The organism is Streptococcus constellatus subsp. constellatus (assembly GCF_023167545.1).
In the GTDB taxonomy this organism is placed as follows: Bacteria; Bacillota; Bacilli; order Lactobacillales; family Streptococcaceae; genus Streptococcus; species Streptococcus constellatus.
Genome location: NZ_AP014647.1, coordinates 1,295,607 through 1,315,666 on the forward strand (window position 1 = coordinate 1,295,607; position 20,060 = coordinate 1,315,666).

16 protein-coding genes, 2 pseudogenes and 1 CRISPR repeat array are annotated in these 20,060 nt (G+C 36.8%); of the genes and pseudogenes, 3 read left to right on the forward strand and 15 right to left on the reverse strand.

Going from position 1 to position 20,060, the window contains the following annotated elements:
* The first annotated feature begins 111 nt into the window (after positions 1-111).
* Complete coding sequence (locus tag SCSC_RS06280) at positions 112-666, forward strand: TetR/AcrR family transcriptional regulator (protein WP_006269618.1); 555 nt, start codon at positions 112-114, stop codon at positions 664-666.
* Positions 667-854: 188 nt separating this feature from the next.
* Here SCSC_RS06280 and thrS read toward each other — a convergent pair whose 3' ends face one another.
* The 8 genes from thrS to SCSC_RS06320 form a co-directional block, all read right to left on the reverse strand.
* Positions 855-2,807, reverse strand: a complete 1,953-nt coding sequence (gene thrS, locus SCSC_RS06285; RefSeq protein ID WP_006269602.1) for a threonine--tRNA ligase — start codon at positions 2,805-2,807, stop codon at positions 855-857.
* Positions 2,804-3,445, reverse strand: a complete 642-nt coding sequence (locus tag SCSC_RS06290; protein WP_006269613.1) for an adenylate kinase family protein — start codon at positions 3,443-3,445, stop codon at positions 2,804-2,806. The genes thrS and SCSC_RS06290 overlap by 4 nt, the downstream gene beginning before the upstream one ends.
* A gap of 334 nt (positions 3,446-3,779) precedes the next feature.
* Positions 3,780-4,871: a CRISPR direct-repeat array (repeat unit 36 nt; unit sequence GTTTTGGAACCATTCGAAACAGCACAGCTCTAAAAC).
* Between the two features lie 91 nt (positions 4,872-4,962).
* The gene (gene csn2 / locus SCSC_RS06295; RefSeq protein ID WP_006269668.1) at positions 4,963-5,625 is read right to left on the reverse strand and encodes a type II-A CRISPR-associated protein Csn2; all 663 of its coding nucleotides are present in this window, start codon (positions 5,623-5,625) and stop codon (positions 4,963-4,965) included.
* On the reverse strand, positions 5,615-5,959 hold the full coding sequence (gene cas2, locus SCSC_RS06300) for a CRISPR-associated endonuclease Cas2 (protein ID WP_003030000.1): 345 nt from the start codon (positions 5,957-5,959) through the stop codon (positions 5,615-5,617). Before cas2 ends, csn2 begins: the two co-directional genes overlap by 11 nt.
* Complete coding sequence (gene cas1, locus SCSC_RS06305) at positions 5,956-6,825, reverse strand: type II CRISPR-associated endonuclease Cas1 (protein WP_172459562.1); 870 nt, start codon at positions 6,823-6,825, stop codon at positions 5,956-5,958. The genes cas2 and cas1 overlap by 4 nt, the downstream gene beginning before the upstream one ends.
* Positions 6,822-10,859 carry a type II CRISPR RNA-guided endonuclease Cas9 gene (cas9, locus tag SCSC_RS06310; protein WP_006269658.1) on the reverse strand — a complete coding sequence of 1,346 codons (4,038 nt, stop codon included), beginning with the start codon at positions 10,857-10,859 and terminating at the stop codon, positions 6,822-6,824. The genes cas1 and cas9 overlap by 4 nt, the downstream gene beginning before the upstream one ends.
* A 227-nt stretch (positions 10,860-11,086) precedes the next feature.
* A complete protein-coding gene (gene sufB, locus SCSC_RS06315) occupies positions 11,087-12,472 on the reverse strand; it encodes a Fe-S cluster assembly protein SufB (RefSeq protein ID WP_003036119.1) in 1,386 nt (461 codons plus the stop codon).
* 133 nt (positions 12,473-12,605) lie between these two features.
* A complete protein-coding gene (locus SCSC_RS06320) occupies positions 12,606-13,049 on the reverse strand; it encodes a flavodoxin (protein WP_003023869.1) in 444 nt (147 codons plus the stop codon).
* 152 nt (positions 13,050-13,201) lie between these two features.
* Between SCSC_RS06320 and SCSC_RS06325 the strand changes: the two genes are divergently transcribed.
* Together SCSC_RS06325 and SCSC_RS06330 are read left to right on the forward strand one after the other, a co-directional pair.
* Entirely contained in the window at positions 13,202-14,140 is a 939-nt protein-coding gene (locus SCSC_RS06325) for a DHH family phosphoesterase (RefSeq protein WP_006269691.1), read from the forward strand.
* 103 nt (positions 14,141-14,243) lie between these two features.
* Positions 14,244-14,489: a type B 50S ribosomal protein L31 gene (locus SCSC_RS06330; RefSeq protein ID WP_003023866.1), complete on the forward strand. Its 246-nt coding sequence runs from the start codon at positions 14,244-14,246 to the stop codon at positions 14,487-14,489.
* A 178-nt stretch (positions 14,490-14,667) separates the two neighbouring features.
* On the opposite strand, the pseudogene SCSC_RS09530 reads toward SCSC_RS06330, so the two are convergent.
* From SCSC_RS09530 to SCSC_RS06365, 7 genes and pseudogenes are all read right to left on the reverse strand, one after another.
* Positions 14,668-14,808, reverse strand: a pseudogene (locus SCSC_RS09530) (cupin domain-containing protein); the annotation flags it as partial.
* 57 nt (positions 14,809-14,865) lie between these two features.
* Complete coding sequence (gene ldcB / locus SCSC_RS06340; protein WP_006269697.1) at positions 14,866-15,564, reverse strand: LD-carboxypeptidase LdcB/DacB; 699 nt, start codon at positions 15,562-15,564, stop codon at positions 14,866-14,868.
* A gap of 106 nt (positions 15,565-15,670) precedes the next feature.
* A pseudogene (locus tag SCSC_RS06345) lies at positions 15,671-16,636 on the reverse strand (zinc-binding dehydrogenase).
* A gap of 38 nt (positions 16,637-16,674) precedes the next feature.
* Positions 16,675-17,394, reverse strand: coding sequence for an ATP-binding cassette domain-containing protein (locus SCSC_RS06350; protein ID WP_006269603.1), 720 nt, complete (start codon positions 17,392-17,394; stop codon positions 16,675-16,677).
* The gene (locus SCSC_RS06355; protein WP_006269634.1) at positions 17,391-18,923 is read right to left on the reverse strand and encodes an ABC transporter permease/substrate-binding protein; all 1,533 of its coding nucleotides are present in this window, start codon (positions 18,921-18,923) and stop codon (positions 17,391-17,393) included. The genes SCSC_RS06350 and SCSC_RS06355 overlap by 4 nt, the downstream gene beginning before the upstream one ends.
* On the reverse strand, positions 18,920-19,372 hold the full coding sequence (locus SCSC_RS06360) for a MarR family transcriptional regulator (RefSeq protein WP_006268509.1): 453 nt from the start codon (positions 19,370-19,372) through the stop codon (positions 18,920-18,922). The genes SCSC_RS06355 and SCSC_RS06360 overlap by 4 nt, the downstream gene beginning before the upstream one ends.
* A gap of 102 nt (positions 19,373-19,474) precedes the next feature.
* The gene (locus SCSC_RS06365) at positions 19,475-20,059 is read right to left on the reverse strand and encodes a uracil-DNA glycosylase family protein (protein WP_006269606.1); all 585 of its coding nucleotides are present in this window, start codon (positions 20,057-20,059) and stop codon (positions 19,475-19,477) included.
* Between the last annotated feature and the right edge of the window lies 1 nt (position 20,060).

Consider the following 20,060-nt stretch of genomic DNA (forward strand, 5'->3'; position numbering starts at 1 on the left):
CATGTCCAATTAAATAAACAAGCTGTTGATTGAATCCTATCTTTATTATAAAATAGACTTAACATAAAGGCAATCATCAATTATCAACAGAGTGTTCATTTAAGGAGTATTATGGTACAAAATCGACAAACAGCAACCAAGCAGCATATCAGAGAAGCCCTCATTCAGCTCTTGTTAGAAGAAAAATTTGAAACAATTTCCGTTAGTAAACTCTGTCAACGAGCAGGTATCAACCGTGGAACTTTCTACCTTCATTATCTTGATAAATTCGACCTAATTGAAACACTTAAAGAAGAAATTATTATCCAATTACGTAAAAATTTTGAAGAAACTACAAACACACGTGACCTAATCATTACCAATCTAAGCTATCTCCAACAAAACCATGACCTGATTTATGCTGTTTCTCAAAGTCATTACCTCAATTTCCGTGAAACAATCCGTGAATTTATGCTTAGTATTTTAACGAACGATCAGCACAAAGTTCAAACCGAACACTTTTTAAAAGAAAATTTCCCCATTTCTGAAAAATATGCACTTGAAGTTTTTCTATCTAGCATAGAGGGCATTATCTCACTCTGGATTTCAAGCGGCACTAAAGAAACGCCTGAAGAAATGACGAATATGATTTTACAAACCTTTAATTACGATGCTTGGCGATTGTAAACTAAAAAACTCTATTTCTATAAAAGGGATTTCCTCAATTAGAAATAGAGTTTTTGATATACATTTTTTCTAAAGCTCAGAAATTGAAAGGTTGTAAAATGAGACGACAGCATACAGGCTATGATGTTCTATTGCATATCTTTATAACCAGTCATGTCATCATTGCAACCTATCATCTACTTTTTAGCTTAGTTGTCCTTATCATCTATGCGTGATTTTCTAGCAATATCAGCTACAATATGATTTACAAATTCATCAACTGCTTCTGTATGCGTTTGTTTGCTTCCATAACGACGAACATTCACCGTACCATCTGCTTGCTCTTTATCTCCAACAATCAATTGATAAGGAACTTTATGAGTCTGACTTTGACGAATCTTGTATTGCATTTTTTCATTGCGTTCATCAACGTCCACACGAACACCATGATTTCGTAGTTCTTTCGCTACCTTCCAAGCGTAATCAGCATGCGCTTCATTAGAAATTGGAATGACCGTCACTTGATGAGGTGCCAGCCAAGTTGGGAACGCACCTTTGTAAGTTTCAATCAAGTAAGCAATAAAGCGTTCCATCGTAGACACAATACCACGGTGAATCATGACTGGACGATGCTCTTCACCGTCTGCTCCGATATAATGGAGATCAAAACGTTCTGGTAACAAAAAATCCAATTGAATTGTGGAAAGAGTTTCTTCATTTCCAAGAGCTGTTTTTACTTGGACATCCAACTTAGGACCATAGAAAGCAGCTTCGCCTTCTGCCTCAAAGTAGTCCAAACCTAAATCATCCATTGCTCCTTTTAACATACGTTGAGCATTTTCCCACATTTCATCATTATCAAAATATTTATGTTTGTCATTCGGATCACGATAAGACAGACGGAAACGATAGTCTGTAATATTGAAGTCTTTGTAAACGTCAATCATCAAATCCAGCACATGTTTAAATTCTTCTTGAATTTGCTCTGGCATGACAAATAAGTGAGAATCGTTTAGGGTCATTTCACGAACACGTTGGAGTCCTGAAAGTGCACCTGATTTTTCAAAGCGATGCATCATACCAAGTTCCGCAATACGAATAGGTAACTCACGATAAGAATGAACATGGTTTTTATAAACCTCAATATGGTGTGGGCAATTCATCGGACGAAGAACAAATTGTTCACCGTCTCCCATATCCATCGGTGGAAACATATCTTCTTGGTAATGTTCCCAGTGACCAGAAGTCTTGTATAATTCTACACTTGCAAGCGGTGGAGTATAAACATGTTGGTAACCATCATTAACCTCACGGTCTGTAATATAGCGTTCTACGATACGACGAATAGTCGCACCGTCTGGAAGCCAAAATGGAAGACCTTGCCCAACCTCAGGAGAAATCATGAAAAGATCAAGCTCTTTACCGAGCTTACGGTGATCACGTTCCTTGGCTTCTTCACGCATTTGAAGATAGTTTTTTAGGTCTTTCTTATCAAACCAAGCTGTTCCATAAATCCGTTGCATCATAGCATTGTCACTGTTCCCACGCCAGTAAGCACCTGCTACATTGAGCAAATGGAAAATTTGAATACGCCCAGTTGACGGTACATGAGGTCCACGGCAGAGATCCACATATTCACCTTGACGGTAAATTGTAAGACCTCCTTCGTCTTCTGAATGCTCCTCAATCAATTCTAACTTGTAAGGATCGTTTTTGAAAATTTTTCGTGCTTCATCCTTTGTCACTTCTTCGCGGATTGACGGAAAATTTTCCTTGACAATCTTCTTCATTTCTTCTTCGATACGAGGCAGGTCTTCGTTAGAGATTTGACCAGCTGTATTGTCCGTATCGTAGTAGAAACCGTCCTGAATAGCTGGACCAACTCCTAAGTGAATCTCTGGGAAGAGACGACGCGCCGCTTGAGCAAAGAGGTGAGCCGCTGAATGGCGTAAAATTGGTAAGGCATCTTCATGGTCAGTCGTTACAATCTCAATCAATCCATCTTCTGTAATGGCACGAGTGGTATCAATGAGTTTGCCGTTGAATTTGCCAGCCAAGGCTTTCTTAGCAAGAGAATTGCTGATAGATTGAGCAATTTCAAAAGTTGTTACGCCAGATTCGAATTCACGCACAGCGCCATCTGGAAAAGTAATCTTAATCATAATGTTCTCCTTTTAATATCTATTCTATTTATATTGGACAATTTTAAGAGCCGAGCAACCTCTTCCACAGTCTGCTTTTCTGATTGACTACCATCTGCTATGAGGCTAGGATAGCCTAATTTCATTGCTTCCTTCCGAACCATTTGGGCAAAAAGAATGTCTCGCTGCATCCAGTTTTCAAAAGCTTGCTCAGGATTGGTTGTTCCCTCTAAGACATAAGGAACCCATTCTCTCTGTCTATAGTGCTTTTTCTGAAAATCAGCTGTCGGAGTCACGCATAGATAGGAAGTCGCTGGCCATTCAAGCTCCTTTACCAAGTGAGGCAAAAGTCCTGCCCCCTCCACCAAGAGTGGTCTATCTTGATTTTTTATCAAGTAAGATTTTACATAAGGAAAAATCTCTTCATAAAAGCGCCATTCTTCATCTGCCATCTCTTCTGGATTTCTCATCCAGATTTGTTCCGGATTTCTGTCCTGTCTAAGAAGGCAAATCGGCTGTGAATCTACACTTGCTTGACTCATCATCTCGTCCACCAAATTATCCAGCTTGATATGAAGCAGCTGATACTGTCTAGCAAGAAGTGAAGCAATTGTTGACTTCCCGCTGCAAGGCGATCCGCCAATCATATAAAGCATCATTCTTCCTCCTTCTGACAAAATAAAAAGCGGCATCCATAAAAGGACGTCGCAACGTGGTTCCACCTTCATTTATGTACAACAAAAACTGTTGACACCTCTGATTGGCTCTAACGTAGCCACCGTTTTATGTTTGCATAAAAGTTACTTTAGAGTAGTCCCAACTGCCTTCCTCTACACGCTTTCCAGCCCCACGCGCTCTCTAAAAAATTCCAACCAGCGGTATGTCTCTAAGAAATATTATAGCACGATTAAAAAAATTTGCAAGCTTTACAATCAGATGGTTTGTGTCTGAATTTTTGGGAATTTTGGGAATTTGGAAGAAAAGAATAGGTTAGTTTTGGAAGCATTCGAAACAGCACAGCTCTAAAACTTGTACCGCCAGATGCTAGTGATGTTTCATGTTTTGGAACCATTCGAAACAGCACAGCTCTAAAACCGAAAAGATGAAGATTTTCCTTTACCACCAGTTTTGGAACCATTCGAAACAGCACAGCTCTAAAACTCAGTTAAGAGCATAGAGTTGCACAGGACGGTTTTGGAACCATTCGAAACAGCACAGCTCTAAAACTAGCCTGCTATCATACCGATAACGATAAATGTTTTGGAACCATTCGAAACAGCACAGCTCTAAAACAGCGTGAAAGACAATCATTGCTGGAGCTTTGTTTTGGAACCATTCGAAACAGCACAGCTCTAAAACATAAATGCGAAGAAATACCGTCTACGTAAGGTTTTGGAACCATTCGAAACAGCACAGCTCTAAAACGAAGATTTTATAGAATCTTCATTTACTGAAGTTTTGGAACCATTCGAAACAGCACAGCTCTAAAACAAGCGTGACTTAGCTCCAGAGCCATCACCAGTTTTGGAACCATTCGAAACAGCACAGCTCTAAAACGTCATCTCTTTTAAGATTTCTTGCAATGTTGTTTTGGAACCATTCGAAACAGCACAGCTCTAAAACCCAGTCCATTGACCAAGTCCACATCCAACCGTTTTGGAACCATTCGAAACAGCACAGCTCTAAAACTAGGGTAGCCAATGGTTGGCAAGACTTGCTGTTTTGGAACCATTCGAAACAGCACAGCTCTAAAACGAATAAGGATATTTGCATGGTTTCGTTTTAGTTTTGGAACCATTCGAAACAGCACAGCTCTAAAACAAACATCGTCGAAGTAATTATCAACATGAAGTTTTGGAACCATTCGAAACAGCACAGCTCTAAAACAGTCATCCGGCTTGCTCAAGATATAGAGCAGTTTTGGAACCATTCGAAACAGCACAGCTCTAAAACTTATTTTGCGCCTTCAAAATGTAATCAAAGGTTTTGGAACCATTCGAAACAGCACAGCTCTAAAACACAGTCATTTGTAGTAGCGATATTACATTTGTTTTGGAACCATTCGAAACAGCACAGCTCTAAAACCTCGTGGACCAATTTTTGTCTCGAAATTTCATAATCGCGCCATTCGTCCCAGCTAGACTTCAGCTCGAACGATTCCTTATATTTGTTAATATTATACCATATTCTCACAAGATAAGAAATAGTCCTCATCCACTACATATTGAGGGAAGTCGTATACTTTTCTTGGTTCAACAAACAGTACATTTATATTATGAAGTTGAATATATTCCACCAATTTAGCTAGTTTATGTTCAGACAGATAACATGACACATTCACAAAGACAAGCAGTTTCTTTTTAGAAAGATATTTAAACACCTGAACAACCTCTAAACTTTTCTCAAAAACAGTATCACTCAGTGTTTCAATTTTTACACCTAAAGCATCAATCAATTCCAAAATTGTTATTTCATCATACTCTAAATCCAGCTCGTTTTCTAAACATTCAAAAGCAATTAGTTCTGTAATAGTTGCAACTAATTTTTCTAACATAGATTTCACTTCAGGCTTTTCATTCAACTGTTTTTCCAAATCTGCACGAATCAGTTTTAACATTGCCGGTGAGTTAATATTGTAGCCTAAAATATCTGTAATAAGCAATAACTCGGATTCTTTCAAGGATTTCATCTTGTTATCAAATAATTTTAACTCATCTTCTTCCGAATAGTGATATAGGTGTTTGACAACATCGGAAAATATCAGCTGTTCCTCTAGAATAAGGAAAGTAGCCTGTTTAATTTCAATCGGTTCGTCCAGAATCGGAAAATTAATTTTCATCTGTAAAATCCTCTCCTAGAAATACCAACCTTGCATCTGAATTGGCAATACTGGTATCCCTTTCTCCATTCAAGTAGATCATGCGAGAAAATTGCTTTTCTGTTACCGTTAAAAGGGTGATACTTCCCTTCTTAGGATTATTAACTTTTAACCGCTCAAGCATGGCATTATTGGCAGAATTATTCAAAAGCAATTTACTGTATACCGAAAACTGATGCATGATGAACCCTTCATTCATCAAGAATTTCCTAAATTTTCGATAAGCTTTACGCTCCTCTGCAGTCTCAACCGGCATATCAAACATTAAAATCATTCGCATATATCGATAACTCATATCCTAAATTCAGGAACTCCTTTCCCCATTTGATTCAATGTCTTTATCACTTTTTTGGTGTAATCACTGATGATGTTAGATAAATACATTTCTTTTCCATTATAGAGAAAAGTATCAGAAAAAATAGTAAACAACTCTCTCTTAATTTTCACAAAGTCATCGTTCCTGTTTTCATAAATAATTCTGTCAATAATTGGACGAAACGGCTCCATTATATCACTTGCCAGATTAAATTGGTTAAACTGATTGGCATGCTTCAGCCCAAACTGAGTCATACATCCACAAACTACTACTTCCCGAGCAAACATACTTAGTATCAAGGTGTAGCCGTAATCAAGAGCAGCATTAATATCATTATCTTGTTCCCTTGAAAAATCATTTCCAAATAATGTATTAAAGTAAATCCGAGCTGCGTGTCCTTCGCGGTTACTAGGATCAAACAGCTCCAATCCATTATACAAATCAATGACAGACTGTGATTTTTCAAAGAAGCCACAATCTCCAAGGTACATCGCTTGATTCAGAATCTTCTGTGCAATGATTGTCGTCCAGACTTCTGCTTTGACATCTTCTGACCAAGTGATTTGATTACTCAGCTGCAAACTGGAATCGTGACGTGCATAGTAGGGCATCAGCATGGCTGTCGGCAAACGCTTATCATCACAAAAAATAACTAAAATATTCTCATCAACCAGCCGCTTAATCAGCATGGTTGACAGCACAATATCAGTTGTCTCCAACAACAAGATATCCACCTCGGACAGATGAATCAACTCTGTCCGAGAGGCATCCTTGAAGATCAAGTGGTTATTCTTGTAGGAAAGTTTTGAATGTGTATTTACAACAACTGTTCTCCATCCCATCAATCTTCTCCTAACTTGCTCAAGTCAATCCGTGTTTCATAAAGACCCGTAATTGATTGGTGGATGAGGGTAGCATTTAAACATTCTGTAACGGAAGTATACCTTTTACGATCAATGTTCTCACCAAAAAAGTTAAAAGCTGCTGGCGCCCCAAATGCTGTAAATGTCAATAAACTGATAAAAGATTTAGCCAAACTTGATACTTCTGCATCTTTATTTTTAGAAAAAAGCATCTCGATTTTTGTTAAGTTGTTATCCGCCAACACATACTTTCTTGAGAATACTGATATATATTCAAGAAGCTCCTTGAATTCATCTTTATGTTTCTCAACATATTCTCTGTGTTCAGGTTCATAATCTTTTTCAATTCGATAAGAATGGTAAAGTAAAGTTGTAAAGCGCTGAGGAATCACTAACTCATTTCCTTTTTGAAGCTCTTTTGCGCTAGCTAGCAACCTTCTGCGTTTATTTTCTAATTCAAAAAGACTGTATTTCGGTAATTTTATAATTTTTTCCAACCGAACATTTCGATAACCTCTTTGTTCAAGAAAATCAACTGGATTCTTCTCAAATCGCTTCTTTTCCATTATGGTAATCCCTACCATATCTTGGACTTTCCTCAGCTTCTTTGATTTCCCTTTTTCCACATCAGCAAATACCAGAATAGAATAAGCCACAACCGGACTGTCAAAGCCACCATATTTTTTCGGATCCCAATAACTATTCTTTGTCTTTCTCGGAATCAATTTATCAGATTCACCCTTAGGAAGAATGGATTCTTTAGAAAAACCTCCTGTCTGCTCTTCTGTCTTCTTCACAATATTTACTTGCGGGTATGATAAGACTTTTCTTAGGATTTTAATATGTTTTTCTTTATTCCATGCAATCTCCCCATCCTCATTAGTTTGGATGTCTTCTTTTTTAAAGAAACGAAGAATATTTGAATAAAAAAGAAATTTTTCAGTAGCAGATTTTCTTGAACGGTAACTATTGTATTTAGGGTATTCACCATAAACAAATTCTGGTTCAAGCTGAGGGTATTTGAGCAATAAAGCATTTCCAACAACGGCATTCAGATATGCATCATGAGCGTGGTGATAATCATTTATTTCACGAACTTTATAGAGTTCAAATTCTTTACGGAAATTTGATACAAGATTAGACTTCAAGGTAATAATTTTTACATTGCGAATACGTCTTTTATTCCCGTCAAATTCTGTATTAAACCGCTCATCTAAAATTTGTGCAACATGTTTTGTGATTTGTCTTGTTTCAACTAATTGTCGCTTGATAAATCCTGCTTTATCCTCTTCAGTCAAACCACCTCGTTCTGCCTTGGTTAAATTATCAAATTTGCGTTGTGTAATCAGTTTTACTGAAAGAAGTTTGCTCCAAAATGACTTCATTTCATGAACAACTTCTATACTTGGTACATCATCAGATTTACCTCTGTTTTTGTCAGAACGAGTCAGTACACGGTTATCAAGTGAATTATCCTTAATAAAGGCTTGCGGAATAATGTGATCTATATCATATTGGCTTAGATTGTTAATATCTAAAGTTTCTCCTGTATACATATCCTTGCCATTTTGGATATAGTACAAGAATAATCGATCATTTTGAAGTTGCTGATTTTCCACATTCTTAATATTTACAGGATTGTCCAAATTCTTCAATGAATCTTGTAATAATTTAAGACGTTGCTGAGAATTTCTACGCCCCTTATCTGTCGTTTGATTTTCACGCGCCATCTCTATGATAATATTAGCAGGGTTATGCCCCATTACTTTGACTAATTCATCAACGATTTTGACACTTTGTAAAATCCCTTTCTTTATAGCAGGACTTCCAGGTAAGTCATGCACTACATTTGCAATATCATCAACATCATCAATGATTTGTGCCCTAGCAATTTCTTCTTTAAAAGAAAGAGCATCATCATTAATCAACTGCATAAAATTACGATTAGCATAACCATCATCGATTAGATAGTCCAATATTGTTTTCTTATTCTCTTTATTTCGGATACCATTGATCAACTTGTATGACAAGCGTCCCCAACCAGTGTAATGACGGCGTTCCAATTTTTTCAATTGAGCCTTAGTAAAGATATCACTATACTTTTGAAGACGCTGACGAATCATTTCTCTATCTTCAAATAGAGTTAGCGTTTGAATAATATCCTCAATTGTCTTTTCATTTGCTTTATCATCTAAGAATGATTTATCTAAAATCTTACGCAAATCATGATAGGTTCCAAGACTGGAATTAAAGGCTTTATTTTCCTTATCCAGTCCAGTTAAGTTAACAATTCTAAATTCTTCAAACTCTTTATTCAAATAATTTAAAAGTTTATCTTTCGTAACTTTCCGATTTTCTTTAAAAACATGATCAAAAATCTCTTGTTTCATATTTGTATCAAAGAATTTAGCTTCACCCTGTTCATTAACATACTTAACTTTGGTCAACTCGTTGTAAACGGTAAAGGCTTCGTATAGAGGACTGTGTTTGGGTAAGACTTTTTCTTCAGGTAAATACAAATCATTTAAAGTCATGCGTGTGATGAATTTTTCTGCTGATTTTTCTTTATCAAGAATATCATCAAAATTCCATGGCGTAATTTTTTCATCCGCCTTATATTCTGCCCAGGCAAAGCGGCTGCCTTTTCGCGCCAAAGGACCAACATAGTAAGGAATTCTAAACGTTAAGATTTTTTCAATCTTATCTTGATTTTCTTTCAAGAATGGATAGTGTTCACCTTGGCGTCGCAAGATAGCATGCATTTCTTGCAGATGGATTTGATGCGGAATGGAACCATTATCAAATGTTCTTTGTTTTCTCAGAAAATCTTCACGATCAATTTTATCAAGAAAATCACCGCTTCCATTAATTTTTAAAAGAATTCCCTTTAAGTATTTGTAAAATTCATCTTGTTTGACACCGCTTTCAATATAACTCGCATAACCTTTTTTGTTTTTATCTTTGAAAATGGCATTATACTGATCAGGAGCATTCACTTTAATAAAATCTTTCAATTTTTTAAGATCTTTTTGATGTTCCTCATAGCGTTTAACCATTGAAGCAGACAAAGGTGCTTTTGTTGAGTTATCATCTACTGTCAAAATCCCTGATAACAATATAGCATCATAAAGATTTTTAGCGGATGCAAACAGGTCCGCATATTCATCTCCAACTTCCCCAAGAAACCCTTCCAAATCTTCTTCGTATGTATCTTTAGAAAATTGCAACTTAGCATCTTCAGATAATTGGAAATTCGTTTTAAAGTTTGGATGTAGATCCAAAGACAAAGCAATAAGATTCCCAAATAAAGTATTTTTCTTCTCAGTTGGATAATGAGCAATAAGGTTTTCTAAACGGCTAGACTTACTAACCTTTTCTGTTAGGATACTTAATGCATCAACTGTTATTTCTGATAAATGGCTTTCTTCAATAGTCTTATCATATTCTTCTACAAAATCCTTAAATAATGCTTGAACATCTGTATTTTCAGCTTTTAAATCGCCCTCATAGAGAAAGTGACCACGGAATTTAATCATATGAGCCAAAGCCAAATACACCAAACGCAAATCAGCTTTTTTGGACGTATCGGCTAGGTGCCTTCTCAAGTGATAGATTGTTGGAAAATCATCATGATATTTTACTTCTGCTGCAATATTTCCAAAAATTGGATGATGCTCCCCTCTTTTATCCTCATCTACAAGAAAAGAATCATCCAAGCGTTGAAAGAAATTTTCATCTACCTTGTTCATTTCCCCAGTAAAAATTTCTTGTAAATAACGCAGACGATTTTTTCGGCGAGTATAACGGCGCCTAGCCGTCCGTTTCAAGCGTGTCGCCTCTGCAGTTTCACCACTATCAAATAAAAGAGCACCTAATAAATTTTTCTTAATAGATTGTTTATCAGTATTTCCTAAGACTTTCATCTTTTTAGCAGGAACCTTGTAATCATCTGTAACAACAGCCCATCCAACACTATTTGTGCCGATATCAAGGCCAATAGAATATGGCTTTCCCATAGAGAAACTCCTTTTTTAAAATTGCTTTAATTATATTATTATTTTAACACAAAAACGTTTACATTTAAAGACAATTATTGTATAATGAACTTGTTGGAATCATTCGAAACAACACAGCAAGTTAAAATAAGGCTTTGTCCGTACTCAAGCTTGCAAAAGCGTGCACCGATTCGGTGCTTTTTTCTTTCTCTTGTTTCAAAAAAACAGCCTTACGACTGTTTTTATTTTTATCCTACTGAGCCTTCCATACTCATGTTAATGAGTTGGTTGAGCTCCACTGCGTATTCCATTGGAAGTTCTTTGGTGATCGGTTCCATGAAACCATTGATAATCATAGCCGTTGCTTCTTCTTCGCTAATGCCACGGCTCATGAGATAATAAAGCTGATCCTCCGAAACCTTAGAAACCTTAGCTTCGTGTTCCAGTGCAACATTCGAATTGTGAATTTCATTAAATGGAATGGTATCTGAGCTGGATTCACCATCCATAAGAATCGTGTCGCATTCAATGTGAGACTTTGAACCAGCACTATTCTTGCCAAAACGGACTTGACCGCGATAATCTGTCTTACCTCCGTCTTTTGCAACAGACTTAGAAATTAATGTGCTAGAAGTCTTTGGCGCATTGTGATAAACTTTACAGCCTGCATCTAAATGCTGACCATAATTAGCAAAGGACATAGAAAGGACCGAAGTTCTTGCATTACGACCATTAAGAATGCTACAAGGATATTTCATATTGACCTTGCTGCCTAGATTTCCGTCAATCCATTCCAGAGTACCGCCTTCTTCAACCGTTCCACGCTCGGTCACCAGATTATAAACATTGTCCGACCAATTTTGAATCGTTGTATAGCGGAAGAAAGCATCCTTTTTAACAATAATTTCTACATTTGCAGCATGAAGACTATTGGTCGTATAAGTCGGCGCTGTGCAGCCCTCAATGTATTGAATAGAGCCACCCTCTTCTACGATAATGAGCGAGCGTTCAAATTGACCAGCATTTTCTCCATTGATACGAAAGTATGTCTGAACCGGCACCTGACATTGAACATTTTTTGGCACATAGATAAAGGTCCCACCCGACCAAACTGCACTGTTTAAAGCGGAAAACTTATGCTCTGCATTAGAAATGACTGTGCCAAAGTATTTTTTCACCAAATCCGGATATTCTTGTACTGCCGTGTCGGTATCGGTAAAGATAATGCCTTGCTTGGCAAATTCTTCTTTCATGTTATGATAGACTACCTCAGATTCATATTGAGCAACAGCTCCTGACAAAAATTGGCGCTCTGCTTCAGGAATACCCAAACGCTCAAAGGTTTTCTTTATTTCATCTGGCACTTCATCCCAACTTCTAGCCCGATCTCCACTTAATTTTTGATAATAGATAATATCATCAAATCGTATGCCGGATAAATCTGGTCCAAAATCAGGCATGGGCAACTTATGGAACAATTCTAAAGAACGCAAACGATAATCCAGCATCCATTGCGGTTCATTTTTAATTTCAGAAATTTCACGAACAACCTCTTCTGTCAGACCCTTACCAGTCGAGAACAAAGGCTTCACATCGTCATGAAATCCAAAAGCATAATCTCGTACTTTCGTCATCTCATTCCTCCCATTGATACAAATTATCTTCTCTTATTATACTATTCTATATTAGAAATGTCAGAATATATGCCTAAAATATAATAAATTAAGCTAAAAAAGACTAGGAAAATTTCCCAGCCTTCTTACATGATTACCGTACTTTTTCGGCTAATGCTTCAGCGAATTTCTCCAGATTTTCAATATCTTCATCTTCTGCTGATAGATCGACTTTGACATTTTCAGCACCTTTTTCAGCACCTGTTGCCGCAAAAGCACGATCAAAGTCATCTACGGCCTTACAAAACTCATCATAGAATGTATCGCCCGATCCGACAACACCATAAATCTTTCCGGTCAAGTCAAGACTAGCTAAATCTTCATAAAAATCAACAATTTCATCAGGCAACTCGCCGTCACCATATGTGTAAGAAGCAATGATTGCGATATCTGCTTCTAGAAATTCCTCTGCATCAACCGTTGTGCATTCATCAATATCTACTTCTAAACCAAGTTCTTTTAATTTATCAGCTACAATATCTGCAATTTCTTCTGTATTTCCTGTCATACTCGCAAATACAATTTTTGCTAACGCCATAATTTCCTCCAAAAAATTCTATCAATTTATTATAACATATTGAACAAATAGTTGCACTTGAAACCTCTTGAAGGTTGGTTGCTCCTCACTTTTACTTTTTAAAATAGCTACCTTATGATACAATAAATAGAAGGTAGAGTGGAGGTTAGAATATGGAAATTTTCAAACAAATTTTACATAAAATTAAAGAATATGATACAATCATCATTCATCGTCACATGCGACCCGATCCTGATGCATTAGGAAGTCAAGTCGGTTTGAAAAAATTACTTCAAGTCAATTTTCCTGAGAAAAAGATTAAAGCAGCGGGAAAGACTGAACCTACTCTTGCTTGGCTGGCCAAAATGGATGATGTTTTAGACGATGATTACAAACATGCTTTAGTTATTGTTTGTGATACAGCAAATACTGCTCGGATTGATGACGAACGGTACAACAAAGGAGATTTTCTCATCAAAATCGATCATCATCCAAACGATGACATTTACGGAGACATTTCTTGGGTGGATACTAGCTCTAGTAGTGCTAGTGAGTTAATTGCTCTCTTTGCATTGGAAAATAAACTCAAACTAGATGATTATTCTGCTAAATTGCTTTATGCTGGAATTGTCGGTGATACAGGACGTTTCCTATATCCTGCCACAACTGCCCGCACAATGGCTGTCGCAAGTAAACTTCGCGAGTATCCCTTTGATTTTGCTGCTTTGGCTCGAAAAATGGACTCTTTCAGCTATCAAATTGCTAAACTTCAAGGCTATGTTTATGACCATTTAGAAGTTGATGAAAATGGTGCAGCTCGTGTCATCTTAACTCAGGAACTTCTCAAAGCCAATCATTTAACAGATGCTGATACTTCCGCTATCGTTTCAGCTCCAGGGCGTATTGACAGTGTTGAACTTTGGGGAATTTTTGTTGAGCAAGAAAATGGCAATTACCGCGTTCGACTACGGAGTAAATTTATCCCGATTAATGAAGTAGCTAAAAAACACGACGGAGGCGGTCATCCTCTTGCCAGTGGTGCCAATGCTTACTCCAAAGAAGAAATCGAAGAAGTTTATCAAGAATTGAAAGAATTGGCAAAAAGGAAATAATTTGGTAGAAAAGACTTGTAAAATCCGCTAGAATTTGGTAAACTATCAAAGTAACGAATCTATGGCTCGCAGAGAGACCATGGCAGAAAGGAAATTTTTAAAAATGAGAAAAGATATTCATCCTGAATACCGTCCTGTTGTCTTTATGGATACTTCAACTGGCTACAAATTCCTTAGTGGTTCTACTAAGTATTCTAGCGAAACTGTTGAATGGGAAGATGGAAACACTTATCCTTTGATCCGTGTGGAAATTTCATCAGACTCACATCCATTCTATACTGGACGTCAAAAATTCACTCAAGCAGATGGACGTGTGGATCGTTTCAACAAAAAATACGGTCTCAAATAAGAAACCGCATAACGATCTTAAAAACGTTGAAAATAAAGCCTTTTCCATTTTGGGAAAGGTTTTTTAGTACAATCAAAAAACTTGGAATCCACTACATTATGATTTCCAAGTTTTTACTCTTTCTTCGCATTCAGTATTTTAATTGTTGAATAATCAATATATGGCTATCTTTGAAACCCTATAAACTATGAGGTTCATTGGATCCCATGATTAAAAAATTTCTGGGAACAAGTTGGACTATTTCTCCAGATGCTGTAAAATCAATCTTTCCTTCTAGACAGACAACAGTCGCTAAAGCATCAGCTTTGTGTTTAGGAACTATTCTTTCTTCTCCTATCTACCATTTCTTATTGTACTTTTCTAATGCTGAAACGTTTTAATCCTTATAACCTCCCCCAGTAAAACCGTAATATTCTTCTAAAGATAGCCTTGAATCTGCAATCGCTTTTGCTTCTTTTCCAACATAACGAAGATGCCATTGCTCTGGCATATATCCAGTTTCATTCTCTTTTCCATTTAGATAACGCACAACAAATCCATATTCGGCTGCATGTTTCAAAAGCCATTGACTAGCCTTTTTTTCTGTCACTAAATTTCCGTCGGTGCCAATCAAGTCAAAAGCTAAGCCTGTTTGGTGTTCACTATAGCCAGGGCGAGCAGAATAACGATCCGCTGCTTCTTTTCCATCTTTATTGACATAATTTTGATAAAGTGTCACTTGCATTTGATAGCTACGAAAACCGCTATATTGATGACTGATAGGATAACCCTCACCTTGCATGGCAGCAATCAATTCCAGCAATTTTGCTTTAGCAGTAGGATTTTCACTGGGATTATAATCTGAAGATAATGGATAATGTTTATTTGCGATAACAATTTCATCATATTTCCCTTTTACACTATAATAAGAACCATTATAATGAACTTTTGTTTTTTTCTTTGTTTGCTCAGAGGATTTAACTTTTGCAGATACAGCTTTTCCTTCTTGTTTCGTTTCCACATTTGTTTTCTTTCCTCCACAAGCTGTCAAAAGCAACAAACTCGCTAACAATAAAATGCCAATCCTTTTTTTCATCTGTATCGCCTCATTTATAGAATTTACTAATTTTCATTATAGGCGTAGATATACTATCTGTCAATTCAAAAAAGCATGCAATTGCATACTTTTAATTTTTTTATAGTTAATTATTTAGTACAACCACTTTACCAAATCCCGCTTGACTTTCGATATAAGAATGGGCTGCTGGGATTTGCTCTAACGAAAAGATTCGTTGAGGAGATACATTGATTTTATAAGCATCAATATAGCTAAAAAGTTCATCAATAAGCTGCTGATGCACATTTCCTGAATAAAAACTAGTCAAATAACTATTGTTTCTTATTTCTACGATTGGATCAAACTCCTCTACATACCATTTGCCACCTAATTGACCAGTGTTACAGATAATTCCTGCACTTTGAATATGGTCAAATGAATTTTTTAGAGTAGCCGGACCGACTAATTCAAGGATTTTATCAAACTTTTCCTCAGTTTGCAAAACTCCTCTTTCATCTAAAATAATTTCATCAAAGCCTTGCTGTTGAAGCAAATCTTTTTTAGCAAGAGAACGAACTGCACCAACTACACGATTCTGTGGGAATTGCGCCTTTACTAACTTTAAAAAGGCTAACCCAACACCACTCGTTGCAGCTCGGACTAAGATTGAGTCTCCCTCTTTTATCTGCATATTTTTGAAGGAGCCAAAAGCAGTATAGTAGGTCTCCGGTATTGCTGCTAATTCCGCCCAAGATAATTGACTGTCTACAGGGTAAATCTGCTCATTTGGAAGTAATACATATTCAGCATAAGAATCGTCATACGCACGTCCCATTTTGCCCATAATAGAAACAATTTTTTACCCTTCCTGCAAATCTCTCCTTGTCGTTTCAACTACTTGTCCTACACACTCAATTCCTAAAATACGAGGGAATTGAACAGTTGGAGATAGACCTTTCCGAGTAAAAATTTCTGAATGATTGATACCAAAACCTTTGATTTTGACTAAGGTCCATCCTTCTTTTACAGATGGGATAGCTCGTTCTTCTAGAACAAATTTCTCTGGACCGCCTGGCTCATAAATCACCATTGCTTTCATTTTATTTCTCATTAGTTAAACCTCCTATTCCCTATTCGCAAACATAGATTTTAACTAGCTAATTCGAGCAATTTTCTTACAAATTCATTAGCTGGCTGTTGTTTGATTTCCTCTGGTGTACCGTATTGCTGAATTTGTCCCTTGTCTAAAACGAGGATTTGTGTCCCTAATTTCAAGGCCTCTGCTATATCATGCGTAATAAACACGACTGTAATACCTGTATCTTCATGCAGTAATTTTAATTCATGCTGTAACTGATAGCGCGTAATAGCATCCACTGCTCCAAAAGGCTCATCCATTAGCAAAATATTAGGAGTTGCAGCTAATGCACGTGCAATCCCAACTCGTTGAGCCTGTCCACCAGAAAGAGCTGCAGGATAGCGTCTTTTTAACTGAGTATCCAGGCCAAGCATAGTCAGCTTTTCGTCAATGACTCTCTCTATTTCTATCTGATTTTTCTTTTGTAAATTTAAGACAAAGGCAATATTTTCAGCGACTGTTAAATGTGGAAAAAGTCCATTCCCTTGAATTGAATAACCGATGTTACGCCGCAATTCAATCAAATCTGTTTCTTGAACATCTTGTCCATTGATAAGAATTTCCCCTTGACTCGGTTTGACTAAACCATTTATCATCTTTAACAATGTCGTTTTACCTGAACCAGAAGTTCCTACAATCGTCAGAAAGGCACCGTCTTCAATTTTCAAATCCAATTGTTTAATAATGTCTTGATTTCCATATGATTTACTGACATTTTTATATTCAATCATTTCTTCAAAATTCCTTTCTCTACAAGATAGTCATGAGCAACTTTAGCAGGTTCTTCTTTATCATTTTCTACTTTGTGGTTCAATTCTGCCATTTTGCTATCGTTCAAAATACCATCTAATTTAGCTAGTGCTCTTTTCAATTGAGGGTATTTTTTAAGAGTTGTTGACCGAACAACCGTTCCTGCTTGATAAGAAGGATAGATTTTTTTATCATCTTTCAAAACGACGAGATTTGCTCCATGAAGCTGTCCATCTGTAGTGAAAATATCAATTGCATCCACTCTACCAGATTTAACTGCCTGATATTTCAGTCCGCTATCCATGTCCACTTGCGACTTGAATTTCATACCATAGGTTGATTGCAATCGGGCAAAACCGTCTTCTCGACCAAAGAAGTCATACTCTGCACCAAAGGTTAAATTGGAACCTGCTTTTGCAAGATCACTAAAAGTTTTAATATTGTATTTTTCTGCAATATCCTTACGAACTGCCAAACCATAAGTGTTATTAAACCCAAATGTATTTGCCCATTCTAATTGATATTTTTTACGATATTGACTTTCAAGTATCTTAAATTGACTTTCATCATATGAACCTGATTGTTTAAGAATAACTTCCCAGATTGTACCGGTGTATTCTGCATAAATATCAAAATCACCTTTCAACATAGCCGGGTGAATATTGGCAGTCCCACCACCGACACCTTTAGTCATTTTGACCTTAAGATTGGTGTATTCTTCAATAACTTGCTTTTGCATTTCACCTAAGATATAGTTTTCTGTCTGTGGTTTGGTCGCAATTTTCACGGTTCCGCCCATTGGATTCATTTGGAAAAATGCGATGGTTCCTGCCATCAAAAGAACTATAGAGCTGAAAACAGCTAACCATTTTTTAGATACTTTTTTATGACGTAAGATTGATTTTTCAACCAAAGAAAGAAGAAAATCAAAGACCAATGCCAATAGGGCGACTAAAACACTTCCGACCAAAGTTAGGGTTTGGTTATTAGTTGTAATCCCACGGTAAATTGCTACACCAAGACCGCCAGCACCAACGAAAGAAGCGATCCCCGCAAGAGCTATGGTCATTGTAACCATATTACGGAAACCTGCCATCATAATCGGAAAGGCAAGGGGCAGTTGCACCTTGGTTAAAATCTGCTTGCGTGTAGAACCCATTCCTTCTGCTGCTTCAATGAGAAGCGGGTCAACACCAGAAATGCCTGTATAAGTACTCCGTACCATTGGTAACAGGGCATATAAGGTTAATGCTACAATTGCTGTCTTATTACCAATCCCCGTAATCGAAATCAGAATCCCTAAAAGTGCAATAGAGGGAATTGTATAAAGAATATTCACTAAACCAATAACGACTCCAGCCCAGCTTTTTTTGAAACTAATAAAAATCCCAAGCCCAACTCCAAAAATCAAAGCAAGTAAGATAGACAAACCCGATATCCAGACATGATCCCAGATAAGACCTAACAGAAACTGCCATTGATTGGTGACTAATTTGATTAACTCGTTCATGCTTCATCCTTTCTTGATTGGCTTAAATTTACTAAAATACGCTCTAAATAAATCTCAAATTCACTGATTTCCAGATCAGAAAAACCACTGTAAAAGATTTCAATGATTTCATCAGAAATTGCATCATATTCTGCTTTTAATCCTTTTGCATAATCTGTCAGACAAATCATCTTTTTCCGCTTATCTTTTTCATGAGAACACCGTTCCACAAGCTTCATGCGAATCATTCGGTCAATCATTTTGGTTAGAGTGTTCAACGTCAAGCCAGTCTGCTCTGACAGTTCGGTTTGGCTTTGATAATCTTTTTGCCAAAGCGCGTGTAAAATACGTCCCTGTTCTCCATTAAAAGCTTGAATCCCTCGTTCTAACAAAATATGATTCATTAATCGATTAGATAAACGATGAATTTTCCCAATGTAAAATCCACTATTGACTACTTTTTTACCCATTTTTCTTCTTTCTAAAACATACGATATAGAAGTTTTGTTTATTCTACTATATAGAACCTTTTTTGTCAAAGATTTGGTTTCAAAAAAAAGATGAGCAAGTGCTCATCTTGAAATAATCTTTTGAACATTCGCCTGCAAATCTGGTATCACTTGCTCTGCAAACCAAGGATTCTTAGCCATCCAAATCTGATTTCGTGGAGATGGGTGAACAAGTGGGAAATATTCTGGCAAATAATCTTGATAATGTTTTACCGTATCGGTTAACTTTACAGTTCCCTTTTGATGAAGATAATACTTCTGAGCATATTGGCCAATAAGAATAGTTAATTCCAGATCTGGTAACAATTCTAAAATCTGTTGATGCCATTTTTCAGCAAAACCCTTGCGAGGTGGCAAATCACCTGATTTTCCATGCCCTGGAAAATAAAAGTCCATCGGAATCGCAGCAAAATAGCCAGAATGATAAAATGTATCATAGTCAACACCCATCCATTCACGTAAGCGATCTCCACTCTTATCATTCCAATATAAACGTGTTTCCTGCGCTTTAATACCCGGAGCTTGACCAACAATATTGATCCGCGCCGACTTAGGAGCTACAAAAAGTGGCTCAATTCCTCGCTCTGTATATACTTGATTTTGTGGATCAGCTATAATAGCTTTCTTAATTTCTTCTAGCGTTTCCATT

Coding starts and splice junctions, on each gene's coding strand:
- SCSC_RS06325 (WP_006269691.1), top strand. CDS start 13,202: ATGGAAATTTTCAAACAAATTTTACATAAAATTAAAGAATATGATACA.
- SCSC_RS06280 (WP_006269618.1), top strand. CDS start 112: ATGGTACAAAATCGACAAACAGCAACCAAGCAGCATATCAGAGAAGCC.
- SCSC_RS06355 (WP_006269634.1), bottom strand. CDS start 18,923: ATGAACGAGTTAATCAAATTAGTCACCAATCAATGGCAGTTTCTGTTA.
- cas9 (WP_006269658.1), bottom strand. CDS start 10,859: ATGGGAAAGCCATATTCTATTGGCCTTGATATCGGCACAAATAGTGTT.
- SCSC_RS06320 (WP_003023869.1), bottom strand. CDS start 13,049: ATGGCGTTAGCAAAAATTGTATTTGCGAGTATGACAGGAAATACAGAA.
- csn2 (WP_006269668.1), bottom strand. CDS start 5,625: ATGAAAATTAATTTTCCGATTCTGGACGAACCGATTGAAATTAAACAG.
- cas2 (WP_003030000.1), bottom strand. CDS start 5,959: ATGAGTTATCGATATATGCGAATGATTTTAATGTTTGATATGCCGGTT.
- SCSC_RS06365 (WP_006269606.1), bottom strand. CDS start 20,059: ATGGAAACGCTAGAAGAAATTAAGAAAGCTATTATAGCTGATCCACAA.
- SCSC_RS06360 (WP_006268509.1), bottom strand. CDS start 19,372: ATGGGTAAAAAAGTAGTCAATAGTGGATTTTACATTGGGAAAATTCAT.
- SCSC_RS06290 (WP_006269613.1), bottom strand. CDS start 3,445: ATGATGCTTTATATGATTGGCGGATCGCCTTGCAGCGGGAAGTCAACA.
- ldcB (WP_006269697.1), bottom strand. CDS start 15,564: ATGAAAAAAAGGATTGGCATTTTATTGTTAGCGAGTTTGTTGCTTTTG.
- SCSC_RS06330 (WP_003023866.1), top strand. CDS start 14,244: ATGAGAAAAGATATTCATCCTGAATACCGTCCTGTTGTCTTTATGGAT.
- sufB (WP_003036119.1), bottom strand. CDS start 12,472: ATGACGAAAGTACGAGATTATGCTTTTGGATTTCATGACGATGTGAAG.
- SCSC_RS06350 (WP_006269603.1), bottom strand. CDS start 17,394: ATGATTGAATATAAAAATGTCAGTAAATCATATGGAAATCAAGACATT.
- thrS (WP_006269602.1), bottom strand. CDS start 2,807: ATGATTAAGATTACTTTTCCAGATGGCGCTGTGCGTGAATTCGAATCT.